The following is a 19,581-nucleotide window of genomic DNA, read 5'->3' on the forward strand; positions in this document are numbered from 1 at the left end:
CGACCGCAACACACGATTCGAACCCACAACACTCCTCAATCAGAAGGGTGTTGCATCGACCGCTTGAAACCGCCGCTCGATTTTCGCAGTGCGTGCACACTCGGCACAGAGCCGGGGCACACGCCGCGAGGCTCAGTGCGAGCGCATGGCGCGGGCGCTCTGGTACAGGCAGATCGCCGCGGCCGCGGCGACGTTGAGGCTCTCGGCGCTGCCGGCCATCGGGATGGTCACCCGGGCGTCGGCGAGCGCGGCGGTCTCGGGTGCGAGTCCGTGCGCCTCGGAGCCGAACAGCCACGCCGTCGGCGCATCGAGGTCCGCGTCGTCGAGGCTCACCTCACCGTCGAGCGTGGTGGCCAGCACTGTGAGTCCGGCGCCGTGCAGCGCCGCCACCAACGCCGCGGTGTCGGGAGCCTCGACGACGGACACCCCGAAGATGCTGCCCGCCGAGGCCCGCAGGCACTTGCCGTTGTAGGGGTCCACGCTGTGGCCGGCCAGGATCACCGCATCGGCGCCCATCGCGTCGGCGAGCCGGATCAACGTGCCCGCGTTCCCGGGCTCTGACGTCTCGACCGCGACCGCCACGAGTCGCGGGGAGGCACCGAGCACCGCGTCGAGGGACACCTCGGGCATCCGGCACACCGCGACGAGGCCGACCGGATTCACCGTGTCCGACAACGCCTTCGCCGCACGCTCGGTGACCAGGTGCACGTCGGCGCCGGCGAGCAACGCCGCGAACCGCGCCGCGGCCGCTTCGGTGACGAAGACCTCGGATACGACACCGCGCCGCAACGCGGCCTCGACGAGGTTGGGTCCCTCGGCGAGGAAGCGTGCGGCGCGGCGGCGACCGACGTGTCGGTGGAGTTTGACCGCTGCCGCCACCCGGGCGGAGCGCTCAGTGAGCAGGCTCAGGCGGCCTCTCCGGACGGCGCGTTCACATCGGCGGGCAGTGCGGCCTTGGCCACCTCCACCAGGGCGGTGAACGCAGCGGCATCGCTGACGGCGATCTCGGCGAGGTTCTTGCGGTCGACCTCGACGCCTGCGGCCTTGAGGCCCTGGATCAGCCGGTTGTAGGTGATGTCGTTCGCGCGGGCCGCGGCGTTGATCCGCGAGATCCACAGCTTGCGGAACTCACCCTTGCGTGCCCGCCGGTCGCGGTAGGCGTAGGTGAGTGAGTGCAGCTGCTGCTCTTTGGCCTTGCGGTACAGGCGTGACCGCTGACCGCGGTAGCCCTTGGAGGCCTTGAGTACTGTGCGGCGCTTCTTCTGGGCGTTGACTGCGCGCTTGACGCGTGCCATGGGTGGTTCCTATCTCGTGCGGACTGGGAAAGGTCGGTTCGTCGCTCAGCCGTTGAGCATCTTGTTGATGCGCGGGGCGTCGTTGGCCGACACCTGGGTGCGGCCGGCGAGGCGACGGGTGCGCTTGGTGGGCTTGTGCTCCATCAGGTGGCGCCGATTGGCCTTCTGGCGCACGATCTTTCCGGTGCCGGTGCGCCGGAAGCGCTTGGACGCGCCGCTGTGGGTCTTGGCCTTGGGCATGGGTGTCCTCTTGATTCTGTTCGGTGTCGGGCAGTACTACGTGGCGTCCGGGCCGGGGGCCGACTCGCGGGGACGCTCGGCTTGCTCCGCCGCTTTGGCGCGAGTCTTCGCGCCGCGGTGCGGGGCCAGCACCATCGTCATGTTGCGTCCGTCCTGCTTGGCCGACGTCTCGACGAAGCCGTATTCGGCGACGTCGGCGCCCAGCCGCTGCAGGAGCCGGAAGCCCAGTTCGGGCCGCGACTGCTCGCGTCCGCGGAACATGATCGTCACCTTGACCTTGGACCCGGCTTCGAGGAAGCGGATGACGTGACCCTTCTTGGTCTCGTAATCGTGCGGGTCGATCTTGGGGCGGAGCTTCTGTTCCTTGACGACGGTCTGCTGCTGGTTCTTGCGAGACTCGCGCGCCTTCTGTGCCGTCTCGTACTTGAACTTTCCGTAGTCCATGATCTTGCAGACGGGCGGCTTGGCGTCCGGTGCAACTTCGACGAGGTCGAGATCGGCATCCGCGGCGACGCGGAGTGCATCTTCGATGCGCACGATGCCTACCTGTTCACCGCCCGGTCCGATCAGGCGAACTTCAGGTACGCGGATGCGCTCGTTGACGCGGGTCTCAGTGCTGATGGGGCCTCCTATGTTGTGTTCTCCTGGGAGTCCACTGGCCCATTTCCGCACCTGCCCGTCAGAGCAGGAAGGCCCTGCACCGCAGGGCCCGTTGCCGACCGATCACGGCATCCGCCGCCTGCGCCGACAGCGCAGAACCGGCATACTCGATGCCGGTGACCGGACCGCTGTGCCGAGGTGGCCAGCGGTGGGAGTGGGACTCCACTTGCTGTCCTGGCGTCAGCCAGGACGGTCGCGCATGCCAGTCTAGCAGGCATGACCGATGATCCAAGCACGCGCGAGCTCGCCGATATTCCCGCCGTCGAGGTGATCACCCGTTCGGCGGTGATGCTGATGAGCGCGGCGGCCGAGAAGCTGGGTCTGTCGGACCCCGATCCGGATGACAGTCCCCACCGTGACCTCGACGAGGCCCGCCGGCTGATCACCGCGCTGGCCGGCCTGGTGACGGCCTCGGCGGAGTACCTGGGCCCGCATGCGGGACCTGTTCGTGACGGTCTGAAGACGCTGCAGTTGGCGTTCCGCGAAGCCAGCGCGGCCCCCGACGAACCCGGCAAGGGGCCCGGCGAGAAATACACCGGTCCGGTCTGGTGATCACGTCCCCACATTCGGGGCCCTGAGCGAATAATGTCCCGGCCTATGACGCTCACCAGTCCGCCGAGGACGCGCGCCGCCTCCCGCTACTCCTGGGTCCCCGCGGCCGCCGGGTGGACCGTCGGGGTCATCGCCACCCTGTCGCTCATCGCGAGCGTCTCACCGCTGGTGCGGTGGGTGATCCGGGTGCCGCGCGAGTTCGTCAACGACTACATCTTCAACTTCCCCGACACCAGCTTCGCGTGGGCGTTCGTGCTGGCGCTGCTGGCCGGTGCGCTCGCTGCCCGCAAACGCATCGCGTGGTGGATTCTGCTGCTCTACATGGTGGCCGCGGTCGGGTGGAACATCGGCGATCTGCTGACCGGTGACGAATCGATCGTCGAGGAGACGGGCGAGGTCATCGGCCTCGTCTTCCACCTCGCGGCGATCGCCTTCCTGCTGCTGGCGCGCCCGCTGTTCTGGGCGCGCGTGCGCCGCGGTGCGCTGTTCAAGGCGGCCGGTGTGCTGGCCGCCGGGATGGCCGTCGGCGTGCTCGTCGGCTGGGGTCTGCTCGAACTGTTCCCCGGCACCCTCGAACGCGGCTACCGGCTGGCCTACGCCGCCAACCGGGTGTTCGCGTTCGCCGGCGTCGACCCCGACGCGTTCGACGGTCAGCACCCGCACGTGGTGGTCAACGCGCTGCTCGGACTGTTCGGCGCGCTGGCGCTGATGGCCGCGGCGATCGTGCTGTTCCAGTCGCAGCGCTCCGAGAACGCGCTCACGGGCGAAGACGAATCGGCCATCCGCGGTCTGCTCGAGCTCTACGGCAAGAACGACTCGCTGGGGTACTTCGCGACGCGCCGCGACAAGTCCGTGGTGTTCGCACCCAACGGGCGGGCCGCGATCACCTACCGGGTCGAGGTCGGGGTCTGTCTGGCCAGCGGTGACCCGGTCGGCGACCCGAAGGCCTGGCCGCAGGCCATCGACGCGTGGCTGGCGCTGTGCGAGACGTACGGATGGGCGCCCGGCGTCATGGGTGCCAGCGTGGGCGGGGCCGAGGCCTTCCGCGCCGCCGGGCTCAGCGCGATCCAACTGGGCGACGAGGCCATCCTGCATCCGGACAGGTTCCGCCTCTCGGGGCCGGACATGCGGGCCGTGCGCCAGGCGGTGACGCGGGCCCGCCGCGCCGGCGTGACCGTGCGCATCCGCAGACACCGGGAGCTCTCGACCGAACAGATGGCCGAGGTGATCGCCCACGCCGACGCCTGGCGTGACACCGAGACCGAACGCGGGTTCTCGATGGCACTGGGCCGGTTGGGCGATCCGGCCGACGGCGACTGCCTGCTGGTCGAAGCCGTGGAGGGCGAGAAGGTCGTCGCGATGCTGTCGCTGGTTCCGTGGGGCAGCAACGGCGCCTCGCTGGACGTCATGCGGCGCTCCCCGCAGTCGCCCAACGGCACCATCGAGTTGATGGTCAGCGAGCTGTGCATGCAGGCCGAGGACATCGGCGTCACGCGCATCTCGCTCAACTTCGCGATGTTCCGGTCCGCGTTCGAACAGGGCGCTCAACTCGGCGCGGGTCCGGTGGCCCGGTTGTGGCGCTGGCTGCTCGTCTTCTTCTCACGCTGGTGGCAGCTGGAGACGCTCTACCGGTCGAACATGAAGTACCAGCCGCAGTGGGTCCCGCGGTACGCCTGCTACGAGGACGCACGGCTCATCCCCCGCGTCGGGGTGGCGTCGGTGATCGCCGAGGGGTTCCTGGTGCTGCCGTTCTCCCGGCGCAACAAACAGCACACCGGCCATCACATCTCCGCACCGCAGGACCTCGTCGCCAGCGGTCTGCTGCACCACGACGGCACCGCACCGGACGTGTCGGGGCTGCGCTCCGACACCGGCGACGACGATCCGCCTCGGCTGCCAGAGCAGGTGCGGGTCCGGATGGCGAAGCTGAAAGCATTGCAGGCCAACGGCATCGACGCCTATCCGGTCGGGCAGGCGCCCAGCCACACGGCGGCGGCGGCCGTCGACTCCTCCGACGACGTCGAACTGAGCGTCGCCGGCCGGGTGCTGCGGATCCGCGACTACGGCGGTGTGCTGTTCGCGCAGTTGCGGGACTGGTCGGGCGAACTCCAACTCCTGCTGGACAACTCGACCCTCGAGCAGGGCGGCACAGCGGACTTCACGGCGGCGGTCGACCTCGGCGACCTCGTCGAGGCGACCGGGACGATGGGGTACAGCAAGAACGGCACCCGCTCGCTGCTGGTGCGGCACTGGCGGCTGACCGGAAAATGCCTGCGCCCGCTGCCCGACAAGTGGAAGGGCCTGACCGATCAGGAGGCCCGGGTCCGGGCCCGCTACGTCGACCTGGCGGTCAACACCGAGGCGCGAGACCTCATCCGGGCCCGCAGCGGTGTGCTGCACGCGATCCGGGACACCCTGTATAACAAGGGTTTCCTCGAGGTGGAGACGCCGATCCTGCAGCAGATCCACGGCGGCGCCAACGCGCGGCCGTTCCAGACCCACATCAATGCCTACGACCTCGACCTGTACCTGCGCATCGCGCCCGAGCTCTACCTGAAGCGGCTCTGCGTCGGTGGTGTGGAGCGGGTCTTCGAACTCGGCCGCGCGTTCCGCAACGAAGGTGTCGACTTCTCCCACAACCCCGAGTTCACGCTGCTCGAGGCCTATCAGGCCCACGCCGACTACCACGTGTGGATCGACGGGTGCCGCGAGCTGATCCAGAACGCCGCGATGGCCGCCAACGGTGAGCACGTGTTCTTGCGCCCGCGTGACGACGGCGTGCTCGAACCTGTCGACATCTCCGGACCGTGGACCGTCAAGACCGTCCACGACGCGGTGTCCGAGGCGCTCGGCGAACACATCGACGCCGGCACGGACCTGCCGACGCTGCGCAAGCTCGCCGACGCGGCGGGCATCCCCTATCTGACCCACTGGGACGAGGGCGCGGTGGTGCTCGAGATGTACGAGCACCTGGTCGAGGACCGTACCGAGCGGCCGACGTTCTACAAGGACTTCCCGACGTCGGTGTCCCCTCTGACGCGCCCGCACCGCAGCATTCCCGGTTTGGCCGAGCGGTGGGACCTGGTCGCGTGGGGCGTCGAATTGGGCACCGCCTACAGCGAACTCACCGATCCGGTGGAGCAGCGCCGCCGGCTGCAGGAGCAGTCGCTGCTGGCCGCCGGCGGTGATCCGGAGGCGATGGAACTCGACGAGGACTTCCTGCAGGCGATGGAATACGCCATGCCGCCCACCGGCGGGCTGGGCATGGGTGTCGACCGGGTCGTCATGCTCATCACGGGCCGCAGCATCCGCGAGACGCTGCCGTTCCCGTTGGCCCGGCCACGTTGACAGCCGGCTGTCCGTCACCGCGAGTACCGTGACGGCATGGCCGACGAACCGCAGCCAGCTCCCGAACCCGCCCCCGCGCCGCCGCCCCCACCTGCGGAAGCGCTCGACACCGGGTACACACCGGGCGGCGTCCCGACCTTCGAGTCGGTGCGCGAGAAGATCGAAGACCGGTACGGCACGGCGATCGGTGCCGCGGAACTGGCCGCCGAGACCCCGGAGGGCCGCACCGCCGACGAACAGTACGAAGAACGGCAGCGCGCGGCCGCGCAGCGGCTGGCCGAGATCCGCGAGCAGATGCGCGAAAAGGACTGAGCGCTGCGCTCTTTCACACCCGCCGAGCGGCGGGCCAGGCTTGCTCGGCGCCACTTCCTCGCTGATGACGGGCGTGCCGCTTCGCTCGACGAGGTGGTCACGACGATGGTCGGACTGCACGCCACCGATCCCGCCACCCCGTACCTGACGCTGTGGGCGCGCGTCCCCGGATTCGACCTCGCCCACCTCGACACCGCGCTCTATCACCGCCGGACCGTCGTGAAACACCTCGCGATGCGCCGCACGCTGTGGGTGGTGCGCAGCGACGAGCTCCCGATGATCCAGAGCGCGGCCAGCGACCGCGTCGCCGCCAACGAACGCAGGCGCCTGATCGCCGACGCCGAGAAAGCCGGTGTGGCCGCCGACGGCGCCGCCTGGCTCGACACCGCCTGCGCCGCCGTCCTCGAACATTTGCGGCGACACGGACCGACCAGCGCGCGCGAGTTGCGCACCGTGCTGCCAGAACTGGCGGGCAGCCACGACTACGCACCCGGAAAGGCGTGGGGCGGGCCCACCCCGCTGGCACCCCGCGTGCTGACCGTGCTGGGTGTGCGCGGCGACATCGTCCGCGGCCCGAACGACGGCGGCTGGACGGTCAGCCGTCCGAGGTGGACCTTGCGCACCGACTGGCTCGAGGACGGCGCCGCCCCGTTGGACGCCGACGAGGCCGCCGTCGCCGTCGTCGGACGCTGGCTGCGGGCGTTCGGTCCCGCCACGGTGACCGACGTCAAATGGTGGTTCGGCCACACCCTCACGTGGGCGCGGCAGGCCCTTCAGTCCCTCGGAGCCGTGGAGGTCGACCTGCACGGAACGCCGGGATTCGCGTTGCCCGACGACCTCGACCCCGAGCCGGAGCCCGAACCGTGGGCGGCGCTGCTGCCGGGCCTCGACGTGACCACGATGGGCTGGGTCGACCGCGAGTGGTACCTCGGCGAACACCGCGCGCAGGTCTTCGACCGCAACGGCAACGGCGGTCCGACGGCGTGGTGGAACGGCCGCATCGTCGGCGCGTGGGGTCAGGACGCCGACGGCCGGGTGGTGGTGCATCTGCTCGAGGACGTGGGCCGAGACGGCGCGGCGGCGCTCGAGCAACGCGCCGACGACCTGAGCGCATGGCTCGACGGCGCGCGGGTGAGCCCGCGGTTTCCCTCGCCGGTGATCAAAACGTGATTCGAACCCGGAGGTGTTGGCTAACCTACGCCCACCGACGGAAGGGGTTGCGATGAAGATCGCGATCATCGGCAGTGGGTTCTCCGGCCTCGGCGCCGCGATCCGACTGCAGCAGGCAGGCCACCGCGACTTCGTCGTCTTCGAACGCGGTCCCGACGTCGGCGGGACGTGGCGCGACAACACGTATCCCGGTGCGGCGTGCGACGTGCCGTCGCATCTGTACTCGTATTCCTTTGCGCTGAACCCGGATTGGACACGCTCGTTCTCCGCCCAGCCCGAGATCGAGGACTATCTGCGTCAGGTCGCGCACCGCTACGGCGTCCTCGACCGGCACCGGTTCGGGTGCACCGTCAGTCGCGCCGCGTGGAATCCCACGGCATCGCAGTGGGAGCTGTCGACCAGTGCGGGACCGGTCACCGCCGACGTGCTGATCACCGCGTTCGGCTCGCTGGCCGAACCGTCGCTGCCGGACATCCCGGGCATCGAGTCCTTCAAGACTGCCGGTGGCGAGATGTTCCACTCCGCGCAGTGGAACCACGACGCCGATCTGTCGGGCAAGCGCGTCGCGGTCATCGGCACCGGCGCATCGGCGATTCAGATCGTCCCGGCCATCGCCGACCAGGTCGCGCACCTTGACGTGTACCAGCGCACTGCACCGTGGCTGCTACCGCGGTTCGACCGCCCGTTCACCCGCGCCGAGAAGTGGGCGTTCCGCAACGTGCCCGGCTTCCTGCGGGTCGCCCGGGCGGGTATCTACGCCGGCCGGGAGGTTCAGGTCGTCGGACTGGCGAAGAACCCGAATCTGATGAAGGGCTTCGAACTGCTCTCGCGGATGAAGATCCGCACCGAGATCAAGGACCCCGCGTTGCGGCGCAAGGTGACGCCGAACTTCCGCATCGGCTGCAAGCGGATGCTGATCTCCAACGACTGGTACCCGACCCTGGACGGCGACCACGTCGACCTGGTCACCGACGGAATCAAGCAGATCGACGGCCGCCGCATCGTCGCGACCGACGGCACCGCGCGCGAGGTCGACGCCATCGTGGTGGCCACCGGCTTCCACGTCACCGACTCGCCGATGTTCGAGACCGTGTGCGGCGCCGACGGCGCCAGCCTGACGCAGAGGTTCGCCGACAAGGGCATGCGCGCCTACAAGGGCACCACGATCGCCGGCTACCCGAACATGTTCGTCCTCGTCGGGCCGAACACCGGTCTCGGACACAGCTCGATGGTCTACATGATCGAGTCGCAGCTGAACTACGTCGTCGACGCCATCACCACCATGGACAAGCAGGGGCTACGCACCGTCGAGGTCAAACAGGACGCGCTCGACGTCTACAACGAACGGTTGCAGCGGGCGCTGGACGGTTCGGTGTGGATGACCGGCAAGTGCGCGAGCTGGTACCTCGACGCGCACGGCAACAACACCACCCTGTGGCCGGACTTCACCTTCCGGTTCCGCAATCAGACGCGTCGCTTCGACCTCGACGCCTACGAGGTGACCCGCACGAACGAGCCGTCGCTCACGCGCTGACCTTGCGCCGCTTGCGGGTCGGCGCGGGCACGTCGAGCATCTCGGCCAGGAACTGGCCGGTGTAGCTGTCGGTGTTCGCCGCGACGTCCTCCGGTGTTCCCTGCGCGACGACGGTGCCGCCGCCGGCGCCGCCTTCGGGCCCCATGTCGATGATCCAGTCGGAGGTCTTGATCACGTCCAGGTTGTGCTCGATGACGATCACGGTGTTGCCCTTGTCGACCAGACCGTTGATGACCTTGAGCAGCTTGCGGATGTCCTCGAAGTGCAGGCCGGTGGTCGGCTCGTCGAGGATGTAGACCGTGCGGCCGGTCGAGCGCTTCTGCAGTTCGGCGGCCAATTTGACCCGTTGGGCCTCACCGCCGGACAGCGTCGGCGCAGGCTGACCGAGCCGCACGTATCCCAGCCCGACGTCGACCAGCGTCTTGAGGTACCGGTGGATGGAGCTGATGGGTTCGAAGAACTCCGCCGCATCCTCGATCGACATGTCGAGCACTTCGGCGATGGTCTTGCCCTTGTAGTGGACCTCGAGTGTCTCGCGGTTGTACCGGGCGCCGTGGCACACCTCGCACGGGACGTACACGTCCGGGAGGAAGTTCATCTCGATCTTGATGGTGCCGTCGCCCGAACAGGCCTCGCAGCGGCCGCCCTTGACGTTGAACGAGAAGCGGCCCGGCTGATAACCGCGGACCTTGGCCTCCGTGGTGGCCGCGAACAGCGACCGGATCTTGTCGAACACGCCGGTGTAGGTCGCGGGGTTCGACCGGGGGGTCCGCCCGATCGGCGACTGGTCCACCCGCACCAGCTTGTCGAGTTGGTCGAGGCCGTTGATCCGGGTGTGGCGGCCGGGCACCTGCCGGGCGCCGTTGAGTTTGTTGGCCAGCACCGAGGCCAGGATGTCGTTGACCAGGGTCGACTTACCCGAACCCGACACTCCGGTGACCGACGTCAGCACCCCGAGCGGGAACGCGACGTCGACGTCCTTGAGGTTGTGCTCGCGCGCGCCGATGACGGTGAGCTGGCGTTTGCGGTCGACGGGGCGCCGGATCGCCGGCACCTCGATGCTCTCGCGACCCGACAGGTAGGCGCCGGTCAGGGAGTCCGGGTTGCGCAGCAGGTCCTTGTACGTGCCGCTGTGCACGATCCGCCCGCCGTGCTCCCCTGCGGCCGGACCGATGTCGACCACCCAGTCCGCGTGCGCGATGGTGTCGAGGTCGTGTTCGACCACGATGAGCGTGTTGCCCAGCTCCCGCAGCCGCACCAGGGTGTCGATGAGGCGGCGGTTGTCACGTTGGTGCAACCCGATCGACGGTTCGTCGAGGACGTAGAGCACGCCGACCAGACCGGACCCGATCTGTGTCGCGAGCCGGATGCGCTGCGCCTCCCCGCCGGAGAGGGTGGCCGCCGCGCGTGAGAGCGACAGATAGTCGAGCCCGACGTCGAGCAGGAACCCCAGCCGTGACTGGATCTCTTTGAGCACCTGCCCGGCGATGGCCTGTTCGCGGTGGCCCAGGGTGAGCGTGTTGAGGAAGCCGGCGCAGTCGGCGATCGACAGCTCGGCGACCTCGGCGATCGACTTGGCGCCGTGGTCACCCGCGGCGAGCGTGACCGCGAGGATCTCGGGTTTGAGGCGGGTGCCGTCGCACTCCGGGCACGGCACGTCACGCATGAAGCCCTCGTAGCGTTCCTTCATCTGCTCGGAGTCGGTCTGCTCCATGCGGCGCTGCAGGAACGCCATGACGCCCTCGAAGTCGGCGTAGTACGAGCGGGTGCGGCCGTAGCGGTTGCGGTACTTGACGTGGACCTGCTCGTCACAACCCTCGAGGATGGCGCGGCGCACCTTGGCAGGCAGCTTCTTCCAGGGGGTGTCGACGTCGAAGCCCATCGACTCGCCGAGCCCGGTCAGCATGCGGGTGAAGTACTCCGCGGTCTGGCCCATGGACCACGGGGCGATGGCGCCCTCGGCCAGTGTCAGGTCGGGGTCGGGGATGACGAGTTCGGGGTCGACCTCTTTCCGGACGCCGAGACCGGCGCATTCCGGACATGCGCCGTAGGGCGAGTTGAACGAGAACGACCGCGGTTCGAGATCGTCGACCGCGAGGGGATGGCCGTTGGGGCAGGCCAGTTTCTCGGAGAACCGCTGTTCGCGGTGCGGGTGGTCGTCCTCACGGTCGACGAACTCGAGCACCACGATGCCGTCGGCCAGCGTCAGCGCCGTCTCGACCGAATCGGTCAGCCGTTGCTTCGCGGTGGCCTTCACGGTGAGCCGGTCGACGACCACCTCGATGTCGTGCTTCTCCTGCTTCTTGAGCTTGGGCGGGTCGGTCAGCGGATAGACGACCCCGTCGACACGGACACGGCTGTAGCCCTGGCTGTTGAGCTTCTCGAACAGGTCGACGAACTCACCCTTGCGGGTGCGCACGACCGGTGCGAGCACCTGGAAACGCAGGCCCTCGTCCATGGCGAGGACCTGGTCGACGATCTGCTGAGGAGTCTGCCGCGCGATGCGCTCCCCGCACACCGGGCAGTGCGGCGTGCCTGCGCGCGCGTAGAGGAGCCGCAGGTAGTCGTAGACCTCGGTGATGGTGCCGACCGTGGACCGCGGGTTGCGGTTGGTCGACTTCTGGTCGATGGATACCGCGGGTGACAGGCCCTCGATGAAGTCGACGTCCGGTTTGTCCATCTGCCCGAGGAATTGGCGCGCGTAAGCCGACAGCGATTCGACGTAGCGGCGCTGCCCCTCGGCGAAGATCGTGTCGAACGCAAGCGACGATTTCCCCGAACCGGACAGCCCGGTGAACACGATCAAGGCGTCGCGCGGTAGGTCAAGGTCGACGCTTCGCAGGTTGTGCTCGCGCGCACCCTTGACGATCAGGCGGTCAGCCAACTCGGTCCTTCCCTGGCTCAGACATGGTCAACGCACTTTGATCCATGCTAGGTGTCCCCACCGACAAGCCCGTTACCGTGGCTGTCATGACAGTCGTCGACGACAACTACACCGGCCATGTGGAACCCCGGACCGCGGCCAGGCGCACTCTTCCCGGCGCGACGATCGTCAAGGTCTCGGTGGGTCCCATGGACAACAACGCGTACCTGGTGACCTGTTCCCAGACCGGTGAGACGTTACTCATCGACGCCGCCAACGATGCGGACGTCCTGCTGGAACTCGTCCGGAAACTGGCGCCGAGCGTGACGCTGATCCTCACCAGCCACCAGCATTTCGATCACTGGCAGGCGCTGTCGGCACTGGCCGAGGCGACCGGCGCGCCCACGGCCGCACACGAACTCGACGCGGGACCGCTGCCGGTCACCCCCGACCGCTACCTCGCCGGCGGGGACACCCTCCGGATCGGTGACCTCACCTTCGACGTCATCCACCTGCGTGGCCACACCCCGGGGTCCATCGCGCTGGCGCTGCGCGGTCCGGCCGCCGGCGACGCCGTCCACCTGTTCACCGGAGACTGCCTGTTCCCCGGCGGAGTGGGTAAGACGTGGCAGGAGGGTGACTTCGAGAAGCTGCTGACCGACGTCACCACCCGGGTGTTCGACGTCTATCCCGACTCGACCGTCGTCTACCCCGGCCACGGCGACGACACCACGCTGGGTGCCGAGCGTCCACACCTCGGCGAGTGGCGCGAACGTGGCTGGTAGACCGGTCCCGCTGAAACCCGGCCCGGGTCAGGAGTCCGTATGGGACTACCCGCGCCCGCCGCGGCTCGAGACGTTCCGCGGTTCGATCACCGTGGAGTTCGGCGGACGCACCGTCGCCTCGACGACAACGGCCTGGCGCGTGCTCGAGACGAGCCATCCGCCGACGTACTACCTGCCCGCGGACTGCTTCGCACCCGGCACCCTGCGCCCGGCGGCGGGCAGCTCATGGTGCGAATGGAAGGGGCAGGCCGGCTACTACGACGTCGTCGCCGGTGACCGGGTCGCGCCCAGGGCGGCCTGGACGTACGCGCATCCCACGCGGGGCTTCGAGGCGATCGCCGGTGCGGTCGCGGTGATGGCCGCACAGATGGACCGCTGCACCGTCGATGACGAGCAGGTGGTGCCGCAACCCGGAGGCTTCTACGGCGGCTGGATCACCAGCAGGGTCGTCGGGCCCTTCAAGGGTGTGCCGGGCTCCATGGGCTGGTGACGTTCACACCGTCCAGCCGACCGGCAGCCGCTTGATGCCGTGCACGAACGCCGACCGCAGGATCGCCGGCTCGTCGATGGCCACGATGTCGGGCACCTGTCGGCGCAACTCCGAGTAGAGCACCCGGATCTCGCGCCGGGCCAGGTTGGCGCCGAGACAGAAGTGCGCGCCACCGGCACCGAAGCCGATCTGCGGGTTGGGATCCCGCGTCACGTCGAACAGCCACGGATTGTCGAACTTGCTCTCGTCGCGGTTGGCGGAGTTGTACCACATGGACACCTTGTCCCCCGCCTTCATTCGCACGCCGCGCAGTTCGACGTCCTCGGTGAGGTTGCGGCGCATGAAGATGATCGGCGACCCCCACCGCACGATCTCCTCGACGGCGGTCGGCGCGACGGCGTCGAAGTCGTCCCACCAGCGTCGGCGCTCCTCCGGATAGCGGGTCAACGCGACGAGACCGTGGCTGATCGCGTTGCGGGTCGTCTCGTTGCCGGCCGCCGACAGCAGGATGAAGAACGACGCGATCTCCGCCGATGTGAGGCGTTCACCGTCGACCTCGGCCTGCACCAGGTTGGTGGTGAGGTCGTCGGTCGGCCGCGACCGGCGGGCCTCGGCCAGCGCGAGCCCGTACTCGCCCAGTGACAGCACCGCCCCGACGACGGTGTCATGGTCCTTGGCGATCTCCTCGTCGGCACCGCTGAGCACGATCGAGGTCCAGTTGAAGATCTTCTCCTCGTCCTCCTCGGGGATGCCCATCATGTCGCAGATGATCTGCAGCGGGAACGGTCCGGCGACGGTCCGCACGAAGTCCGCCTGCCCGTCCGGGTGCTCTGCGATGAGGTCGGCGACCAGGCGCCGAGCGCGGTCGCGGACGCTCTGCTCGATGCGGGTGAGCATCTTCGGGGTGAACGCCCGGTTCACGATGGAGCGCAGCCGCAGGTGCCGCGGATCGTCGAGCGAGATCATCGACCCGACGTACTCGGCGATCTCGACGGGGACGTCATTGAGCGCGGTGCTGGTCGGGATCGAGCTGAACACCTCCGGGTGCCTGCTCGCATGATGCACGTCGTCGTAGGTGGTCAGCGCCCAATGTCCGCGGCCGCCGGGGAAACCGGCGAATTCGGGGACCTCGAACCACGCGATCGGCGCCTCCCGGCGCAAAGTGGCGAAGGCCCCGTCGCGGCGGTCGTCGTCCCACTCCCAGAAGTCGAGGACGCCCAGGTCGATCTCGTCGAGCGGCACCTGCGGTGGCGGCGCACCGTTCTCACGCGGCGCGATACCGGCCGGATGCAGTGTTCTCGTCATTACTGACCTCCACGTCAACACCGAGTGTGGCACTCGGAGTCGACCCGGGGTCGGGAATGAACGAGGTCAGCCGGCCCGAATCAGGGCGTGGTGTGCACGATGAGGACGTCGGTCTTCGAGCGGCGCGCCACGTTGGCGGGCACCGAGCCGAGCAGCCGTCCGGCGATGGTGCTGAGGCCGACGTTGCCGACCACGAGCAGATCGGCCTTGACCTCTTCGGCCAGCTCGACCAGGGCGTCGACCGGCGCACCGACGATGGCCTTCTCCTCGATGTCCTCAGCGCCTGCGGCCTTCGCGCGGTCGCGGGCCTCCCGCAGGATGGAGTAGATCGGGGCGTTGCCCGACATCTTGTAGCCCTCGTCCTTCAGGACGTCGGCGGCGCGCTGATCCTCGCTCTGGGGGAAGTAGGCGGTGGTGACGATGAGCTTTGCGCCCGAACCGGCAGCGATCTGGCCCGCGCGGTCGACTGCCCGCAACGACGAATCCGATCCGTCGGTGCCGACCACCACGGTGCGATAGGCGCTCATCCATACCCTCCCAGAGTCGTTTGCAAGGCCAACCGAGACAGTAACGCGTCGCCAGACGAACCCGGGTGCTAATCGCAACACCCGGCGGGTCCGCTCGGTGCGGCCAACGGCGTTCTACCGGCACCGATGTTAGCGCTCGGCAAAGTCGTAACGGTCGGCACAGTGACGCAATCGACGCGCCGCGCCGGCGTCGGGCACCGTCGCATCGCAATCCCGGGGTGACCCAGATCAACCCGCGCGCACCGACATCCGCGCCGGCGCATGACCGGCCCCTCGCGCGGGTAGTCCATCGCCATGCCGACGAAAGTGCCCGGCGCAGAGGACTTCGTTCCCGACACCCGCGACGTGTCCATCCTGGCCGACGCGGTGCAGGCCTGCCGAGGGTGCGAGCTCTACCACGACGCCACCCAGGGCGTATTCGGCCAGGGCAGCGCGAATGCGACGGTCATGTTCGTCGGGGAACAGCCCGGCGATCAAGAGGACCGCGCCGGAGAACCGTTCGTCGGCCCCGCAGGCAAGTTGCTCGACAGAGCACTTGCGGCCGCGGGTATCGACCGCGACGCGGTCTACGTCACCAACGCGGTCAAACACTTCAAATTCACCCTGCCCGAACGCGGCAAGCGGCGCATCCACAAGACCCCGAGCCGCACCGAAGTCGTCGCGTGCCGGCCGTGGCTACTCGCCGAATTGGACGCCGTGCAACCGGAAGTCGTGGTGCTGCTCGGCGCGACGGCGGCAAAAGCATTACTGGGCAACGACTTCCGGTTGACCGCCCACCGAGGAGATGTGCTGTCACTGCCGCAGATCACCGATCTGGACATCGACCCGGCAGTGGTGGCGACCGTGCACCCGTCCTCGGTGCTGCGCGGACCGGCCGACAACCGGCAGGAGGCGTTCGACGCCCTCACCGAGGATCTGCGCGTCGCGGCGCGGCTGATGCACGGCGACCGCCGATAGCGGATTCAGTCCCGGCGGTCGCGGCCGAAGTAGACCTCCTGGGTGGCGGTGCAGACCAGTCCCCCGTCGCGGTTGTACATCGTGGCGGTGGCCAGCGCGCGACCGTGGACGCCGCTGGGTGTGACGGCATCCGAGAGCACCCAGTCCGAGAAGTCAGCCGGCCGGTGGAACCACACGGCGTGGTCGATCAGCGCCGAGAAGGCCGTCACCGGCGTCGTCCGGCGCACCACCATGGCCGTCTCCAGCAGTGCGGTGCCCGATACGTACGTCAGCAGGCAGCTGTTGAGGATGGGATCGTCGGGCATCGGTTCGGCGGGACGCCACCACAGTCTGATGCGCGGCGACGGGTCGGGCTCATCGAGCGCCAGACGCGACGGCGGATCGACGTAACGCAGGTCGAGCGGTTGCGGCCGGACCCAGTGCCCGCCATGCTCATCCGCGTACGGGCGCAACTGCTCCTGCACCGACGGCAGCGACTCCGGGGACGGCACGTCGGGGATCGGCTGCTGGTGTTCGAAGCTGTCGAGCGGCGCGGTGAACGACACCAGCGCCTCGAGCAGCACCTGGTCGTCCTGGCGGGCCAGCACCCGGCGTGAGGACAGCATGCCGCCGTCACGCAACCGGGTGATCTCGAAGTGCACCGGTCGGCGCGCGTCGCCGGCACGCATCAGGTAGACGTGCATGCTGTGCGGGGTGCGGTCAGCGGTGACCGTGCGGCTCGCCGACATCAGCGCCTGAGCGGCGATGTGCCCACCGACGATGTGATGTGCGGCATTGTCCAGCTGCGTCGCGATGAACTCGTCATCCCCGATCTGTTCGACGTCCAGGGTCGTCAGGATGTCCGAGAGTGTCCGCGCTACCACCGGGGCATCATGCCGGACGCCGCCGCGGCCGGCCGAACCGGTCAGGCAAGATGAGCGTCGTGGACAGCGCTGCGACAACTCCGCGCCCGCCGGGCGTCGTGCGGCCAGCCCGATAGTGCGCGTCGACGAGCGGCTACGGCACTTCATGCCGATGCCGATGCCGATCGTGTCGCTGCGCACCATCGTGATCGTGGCCGCGCTGTCGGTGGTCGTGCTGGTGCTCACTCTCGGCACGTGGGTGTGGGTCGGCGTGACGAACGACCAGTACAGCCAGCTGGACCGGCAACTCGACTCGGTGACCAGCCTCGGTGACTTCGGGACGTTGCTGAACGCGGCGAACGCTGCGGAATCCCAGGACGACCCGCTTCCCGACAGCACGCTGGTCCGGACGGCGCGGATCGGCGGAGTGACGATGTCGGTGCCCAAGGACATCGTGCTGCCGCAACTCGAGGCCGGATACGCCAACACGACCATCGACGGTGTGGAGTACCGGGTGCGCACCTTCGCGGCCGGGCCCGCGACCATCGCGCTGGGCGCACCGCTGGCGGAGACGCAGCGCCGCATCGACCAGTTGCATCTGCGGGTCGTGCTGATCTGCGGTGGGGTGATCGCGGGCACCGTGGTCGTGGGCTGGGTGATGTGGCTGATCATGATCAACCCGTTCCGCCTGCTGGCGCAGCAGGCCCGCGCCATCAACGCGCAGTCCAAACCGGAGGAAGTTCAGGTCGGCGGCGTGTGGGAGGCGGCCGAGATCGCCGAGGCAGTCGAAGGCATGCTGGCGCGCATCGGCGAGGAGCAACAGCGGACCAAGGCGGCGCTGGAGTCGGCGCGCGATTTCGCCGCGGTCGCATCGCACGAACTGCGCACGCCGTTGACCGCGATGCGCACCAACCTGGAAGTGTTGTCGACCCTCGACATGACCGACGAGCAGCGCAAAGAAGTCATCAACGACGTGGTCCGCACACAGAGCAGGATCGAGGCGACGTTGACCGCGCTCGAACGGTTGGCCCAGGGGGAATTGACGACCGCTGAGGATCACGTCCCGGTCGACGTGACCGAACTGCTGGACCGCGCCGCGCACGACGCGCTGCGCAGCTACCCCGGACTGGACGTCTCGCTGGTGCCATCGGCGCCTGTCCGGATCCTGGGACTGCCCGCGGGGTTACGCCTGGTGATCGACAACGCCATCGCGAATGCGATCAAACACGGTGATGCCACGCAGATCCGGCTGAGCGCCATCCGGTCCGGCGAGGATGTGGAGATCGCGATAGACGACAACGGCAGCGGTGTGCCCGAAGCGGAGCGCACGCTGGTGTTCGAGCGGTTCTCCCGCGGGTCGACCGCATCGCGTTCGGGCTCGGGACTGGGCCTGGCGCTGGTTGCCCAGCAAGCCGAGTTACACGGCGGGACAGCGTCTTTGGAGACCAGTCCGATGGGCGGAGCGCGGCTGTTGCTGCGGCTTCCAGTCACCCGCTGACTGCGTCGGGCCCGGCGTGAGCACGCCGGGCCCGATCGCGGTGTTCACCGAGTGCAGGTCACCAATCGTCGCGACGGTCCGTTGCCGGGCGGGCGGCCGGCGTGGTGGCCGGAGCGGCGCTCGCCGACCAGAGCCCACCGGTCCCGGCGCAGATACCGTCACTGGGCGGCCCGATCTCGGTGGGCAGCGGAACCGGGAGACCCGGGATCTGCGGCACCGAGATCGTCGGGATGAAGTCCCACGGGCCGTTGGCCGCGGCACCCGGCGCACCGGGCGTCGGTGCTCCCGGCAGCAGACGGTCGAACACCGCTGCTGCACCCTCGAGCGGCGGGAACACCCCGGGGGGCGTACCGCCCGTACCGCTGGCCGACGCACCGGGCGCGGCGGGGTACGGAGGTGTCGGGATGTTGACCGCGGTCGAGGCGCCGGCCGGCGGAGCCGGAGGCGCGGGCGGGGTGACCACGTTCACCGCGCCGGAACCAGCGGCCGGCGGCGCGGGGGGCGCAGGCGGGGTCACGACGGGCACCGAGGCTGCTGCCGGCACTCCCGGAGCCGGAGGGGCGGGCGGAGCGACGGCGGGCACCGAGGCGGCTGCCGGCACTCCCGGAGCCGGAGGGGCGGGCGGCACGACGGCGGCGGCCGGTTGCACCACCGCGGCAGGCGGGGCAGGCGGAGCCGGAGGCGCCACAGCAGCGGCAGGCTGAACCGCAGCGGCCGGCGGGGCCGGAGGTGCGGGCGGAGCGACACCGGCGGCCGGTTCCACCACCGCGGCAGGCGGGGCAGGCGGAGCCGGAGGCGCCGCAGCGGCGGCAGGCTGAACCGCAGCGGCCGGCGGGGCCGGAGGTGCAGGCGGGGCGCCCGCTCCACCGGAGCCACCACCCGCAGCCCCCGCGCCACCCGGAGCCGGGGGCGCAACACCCGCAGCAGGCTCGACTACCGCAGCCGGAGGAGCCGGCGGAGCCGGAGGCACAACACCCGCAGCAGGCTCAACCACCGCAGCCGGAGGAGCCGCAGGAGCCGGAGGCACAACACCCGCAGCAGGCTCAACCACCGCAGCCGGAGGTGCCGGAGGAGCCGGAGGCTCAACACCCGCAGCAGGCTCAACACCCGCAGCCGGAGGTGCCGGCGGAGCCGGAGGCTCAACACCCGCAGCAGGCTCAACCACCGCAGCCGGAGGAGCCGGCGGCGCCGGAGGCGAAACAC

Annotated in this window: 19 protein-coding genes; 9 read left to right on the top strand and 10 right to left on the bottom strand. The window is 69.2% G+C overall.

Annotated elements, in window-relative coordinates; translation table 11 throughout:
- Nucleotides 1-132 precede the first annotated feature (132 nt).
- From AU195_RS21070 to infC, 4 genes are read right to left on the bottom strand one after another with little or no spacing between them, the layout of a single operon-like run.
- Nucleotides 133-879 (bottom strand): TrmH family RNA methyltransferase, encoded by a 747-nt coding sequence (locus AU195_RS21070; protein ID WP_059160989.1) that lies wholly within the window; start codon nucleotides 877-879, stop codon nucleotides 133-135.
- 26 nt (nucleotides 880-905) lie between these two features.
- A complete protein-coding gene (gene rplT / locus AU195_RS21075) occupies nucleotides 906-1,295 on the bottom strand; it encodes a 50S ribosomal protein L20 (RefSeq protein ID WP_059094719.1) in 390 nt (129 codons plus the stop codon).
- A 45-nt stretch (nucleotides 1,296-1,340) separates the two neighbouring features.
- A complete protein-coding gene (gene rpmI, locus AU195_RS21080) occupies nucleotides 1,341-1,535 on the bottom strand; it encodes a 50S ribosomal protein L35 (RefSeq protein ID WP_011560373.1) in 195 nt (64 codons plus the stop codon).
- A 36-nt stretch (nucleotides 1,536-1,571) separates the two neighbouring features.
- Nucleotides 1,572-2,156 carry a translation initiation factor IF-3 gene (gene infC / locus AU195_RS21085; RefSeq protein WP_167535206.1) on the bottom strand — a complete coding sequence of 195 codons (585 nt, stop codon included), beginning with the start codon at nucleotides 2,154-2,156 and terminating at the stop codon, nucleotides 1,572-1,574.
- A gap of 255 nt (nucleotides 2,157-2,411) precedes the next feature.
- Between infC and AU195_RS21090 the strand changes: the two genes are divergently transcribed.
- From AU195_RS21090 to AU195_RS21110, 5 genes are read left to right on the top strand one after another with little or no spacing between them, the layout of a single operon-like run.
- Entirely contained in the window at nucleotides 2,412-2,747 is a 336-nt protein-coding gene (locus AU195_RS21090) for a DUF1844 domain-containing protein (RefSeq protein WP_059094720.1), read from the top strand.
- Nucleotides 2,748-2,792: 45 nt separating this feature from the next.
- Nucleotides 2,793-6,095 (top strand): bifunctional lysylphosphatidylglycerol synthetase/lysine--tRNA ligase LysX, encoded by a 3,303-nt coding sequence (gene lysX / locus AU195_RS21095; protein ID WP_059160990.1) that lies wholly within the window; start codon nucleotides 2,793-2,795, stop codon nucleotides 6,093-6,095.
- Nucleotides 6,096-6,131: 36 nt separating this feature from the next.
- Nucleotides 6,132-6,407, top strand: a complete 276-nt coding sequence (locus AU195_RS21100; protein ID WP_059160991.1) for a hypothetical protein — start codon at nucleotides 6,132-6,134, stop codon at nucleotides 6,405-6,407.
- A gap of 3 nt (nucleotides 6,408-6,410) precedes the next feature.
- The gene (locus AU195_RS21105) at nucleotides 6,411-7,577 is read left to right on the top strand and encodes a winged helix DNA-binding domain-containing protein (RefSeq protein WP_059160992.1); all 1,167 of its coding nucleotides are present in this window, start codon (nucleotides 6,411-6,413) and stop codon (nucleotides 7,575-7,577) included.
- A 52-nt stretch (nucleotides 7,578-7,629) separates the two neighbouring features.
- Nucleotides 7,630-9,111, top strand: coding sequence for a flavin-containing monooxygenase (locus AU195_RS21110; protein WP_059160993.1), 1,482 nt, complete (start codon nucleotides 7,630-7,632; stop codon nucleotides 9,109-9,111).
- Here the strand turns inward: AU195_RS21110 and uvrA are convergent.
- Entirely contained in the window at nucleotides 9,101-11,995 is a 2,895-nt protein-coding gene (gene uvrA, locus AU195_RS21115; protein ID WP_059160994.1) for an excinuclease ABC subunit UvrA, read from the bottom strand. The two genes, AU195_RS21110 and uvrA, sit on opposite strands and share 11 nt — an antisense overlap.
- Nucleotides 11,996-12,081: 86 nt before the next feature.
- Between uvrA and AU195_RS21120 the strand changes: the two genes are divergently transcribed.
- Both AU195_RS21120 and AU195_RS21125 read left to right on the top strand, forming a co-directional pair.
- Nucleotides 12,082-12,759 (top strand): MBL fold metallo-hydrolase, encoded by a 678-nt coding sequence (locus AU195_RS21120; protein ID WP_059160995.1) that lies wholly within the window; start codon nucleotides 12,082-12,084, stop codon nucleotides 12,757-12,759.
- The gene (locus AU195_RS21125; protein WP_059160996.1) at nucleotides 12,749-13,249 is read left to right on the top strand and encodes a DUF427 domain-containing protein; all 501 of its coding nucleotides are present in this window, start codon (nucleotides 12,749-12,751) and stop codon (nucleotides 13,247-13,249) included. The genes AU195_RS21120 and AU195_RS21125 overlap by 11 nt, the downstream gene beginning before the upstream one ends.
- 3 nt (nucleotides 13,250-13,252) lie before the next feature.
- On the opposite strand, the gene AU195_RS21130 is transcribed toward AU195_RS21125, so the two are convergent.
- On the bottom strand, nucleotides 13,253-14,554 hold the full coding sequence (locus tag AU195_RS21130; protein ID WP_059160997.1) for a cytochrome P450: 1,302 nt from the start codon (nucleotides 14,552-14,554) through the stop codon (nucleotides 13,253-13,255).
- A gap of 80 nt (nucleotides 14,555-14,634) precedes the next feature.
- Nucleotides 14,635-15,081, bottom strand: coding sequence for a universal stress protein (locus AU195_RS21135; protein WP_059160998.1), 447 nt, complete (start codon nucleotides 15,079-15,081; stop codon nucleotides 14,635-14,637).
- Nucleotides 15,082-15,375: 294 nt separating this feature from the next.
- On the opposite strand from AU195_RS21135, the gene AU195_RS21140 reads away from it, so the two are divergent.
- Nucleotides 15,376-16,038 carry a UdgX family uracil-DNA binding protein gene (locus AU195_RS21140; protein WP_059160999.1) on the top strand — a complete coding sequence of 221 codons (663 nt, stop codon included), beginning with the start codon at nucleotides 15,376-15,378 and terminating at the stop codon, nucleotides 16,036-16,038.
- Nucleotides 16,039-16,043: 5 nt separating this feature from the next.
- Here AU195_RS21140 and AU195_RS21145 read toward each other — a convergent pair whose 3' ends face one another.
- Nucleotides 16,044-16,901, bottom strand: coding sequence for an acyl-CoA thioesterase (locus AU195_RS21145; RefSeq protein ID WP_059161000.1), 858 nt, complete (start codon nucleotides 16,899-16,901; stop codon nucleotides 16,044-16,046).
- A gap of 145 nt (nucleotides 16,902-17,046) precedes the next feature.
- On the opposite strand from AU195_RS21145, the gene AU195_RS21150 reads away from it, so the two are divergent.
- Nucleotides 17,047-18,378 carry a sensor histidine kinase gene (locus AU195_RS21150; RefSeq protein WP_157531216.1) on the top strand — a complete coding sequence of 444 codons (1,332 nt, stop codon included), beginning with the start codon at nucleotides 17,047-17,049 and terminating at the stop codon, nucleotides 18,376-18,378.
- 58 nt (nucleotides 18,379-18,436) lie between these two features.
- Here AU195_RS21150 and AU195_RS26270 read toward each other — a convergent pair whose 3' ends face one another.
- Both AU195_RS26270 and AU195_RS26275 read right to left on the bottom strand, forming a co-directional pair.
- The gene (locus AU195_RS26270) at nucleotides 18,437-18,895 is read right to left on the bottom strand and encodes a hypothetical protein (RefSeq protein WP_286149441.1); all 459 of its coding nucleotides are present in this window, start codon (nucleotides 18,893-18,895) and stop codon (nucleotides 18,437-18,439) included.
- A gap of 416 nt (nucleotides 18,896-19,311) precedes the next feature.
- On the bottom strand, nucleotides 19,312-19,581 hold a 270-nt coding region (locus tag AU195_RS26275; RefSeq protein WP_286149442.1), incomplete at its 5' end, for a hypothetical protein.

It is taken from the genome of Mycobacterium sp. IS-1496, from assembly GCF_001499995.1.
Taxonomy (GTDB): domain Bacteria; phylum Actinomycetota; class Actinomycetes; order Mycobacteriales; family Mycobacteriaceae; genus Mycobacterium.

Bases quoted from the DNA above. Each gene is read 5' to 3' on its own strand.
- AU195_RS21100 (WP_059160991.1), top strand. From the start codon at position 6,132: ATGGCCGACGAACCGCAGCCAGCTCCCGAACCCGCCCCCGCGCCGCCG.
- rpmI (WP_011560373.1), bottom strand. From the start codon at position 1,535: ATGCCCAAGGCCAAGACCCACAGCGGCGCGTCCAAGCGCTTCCGGCGC.
- AU195_RS21150 (WP_157531216.1), top strand. From the start codon at position 17,047: ATGCCGATGCCGATGCCGATCGTGTCGCTGCGCACCATCGTGATCGTG.
- AU195_RS21110 (WP_059160993.1), top strand. From the start codon at position 7,630: ATGAAGATCGCGATCATCGGCAGTGGGTTCTCCGGCCTCGGCGCCGCG.
- lysX (WP_059160990.1), top strand. From the start codon at position 2,793: ATGACGCTCACCAGTCCGCCGAGGACGCGCGCCGCCTCCCGCTACTCC.
- AU195_RS21140 (WP_059160999.1), top strand. From the start codon at position 15,376: ATGCCGACGAAAGTGCCCGGCGCAGAGGACTTCGTTCCCGACACCCGC.
- AU195_RS21135 (WP_059160998.1), bottom strand. From the start codon at position 15,081: ATGAGCGCCTATCGCACCGTGGTGGTCGGCACCGACGGATCGGATTCG.
- AU195_RS21120 (WP_059160995.1), top strand. From the start codon at position 12,082: ATGACAGTCGTCGACGACAACTACACCGGCCATGTGGAACCCCGGACC.
- rplT (WP_059094719.1), bottom strand. From the start codon at position 1,295: ATGGCACGCGTCAAGCGCGCAGTCAACGCCCAGAAGAAGCGCCGCACA.
- AU195_RS21090 (WP_059094720.1), top strand. From the start codon at position 2,412: ATGACCGATGATCCAAGCACGCGCGAGCTCGCCGATATTCCCGCCGTC.
- AU195_RS21130 (WP_059160997.1), bottom strand. From the start codon at position 14,554: ATGACGAGAACACTGCATCCGGCCGGTATCGCGCCGCGTGAGAACGGT.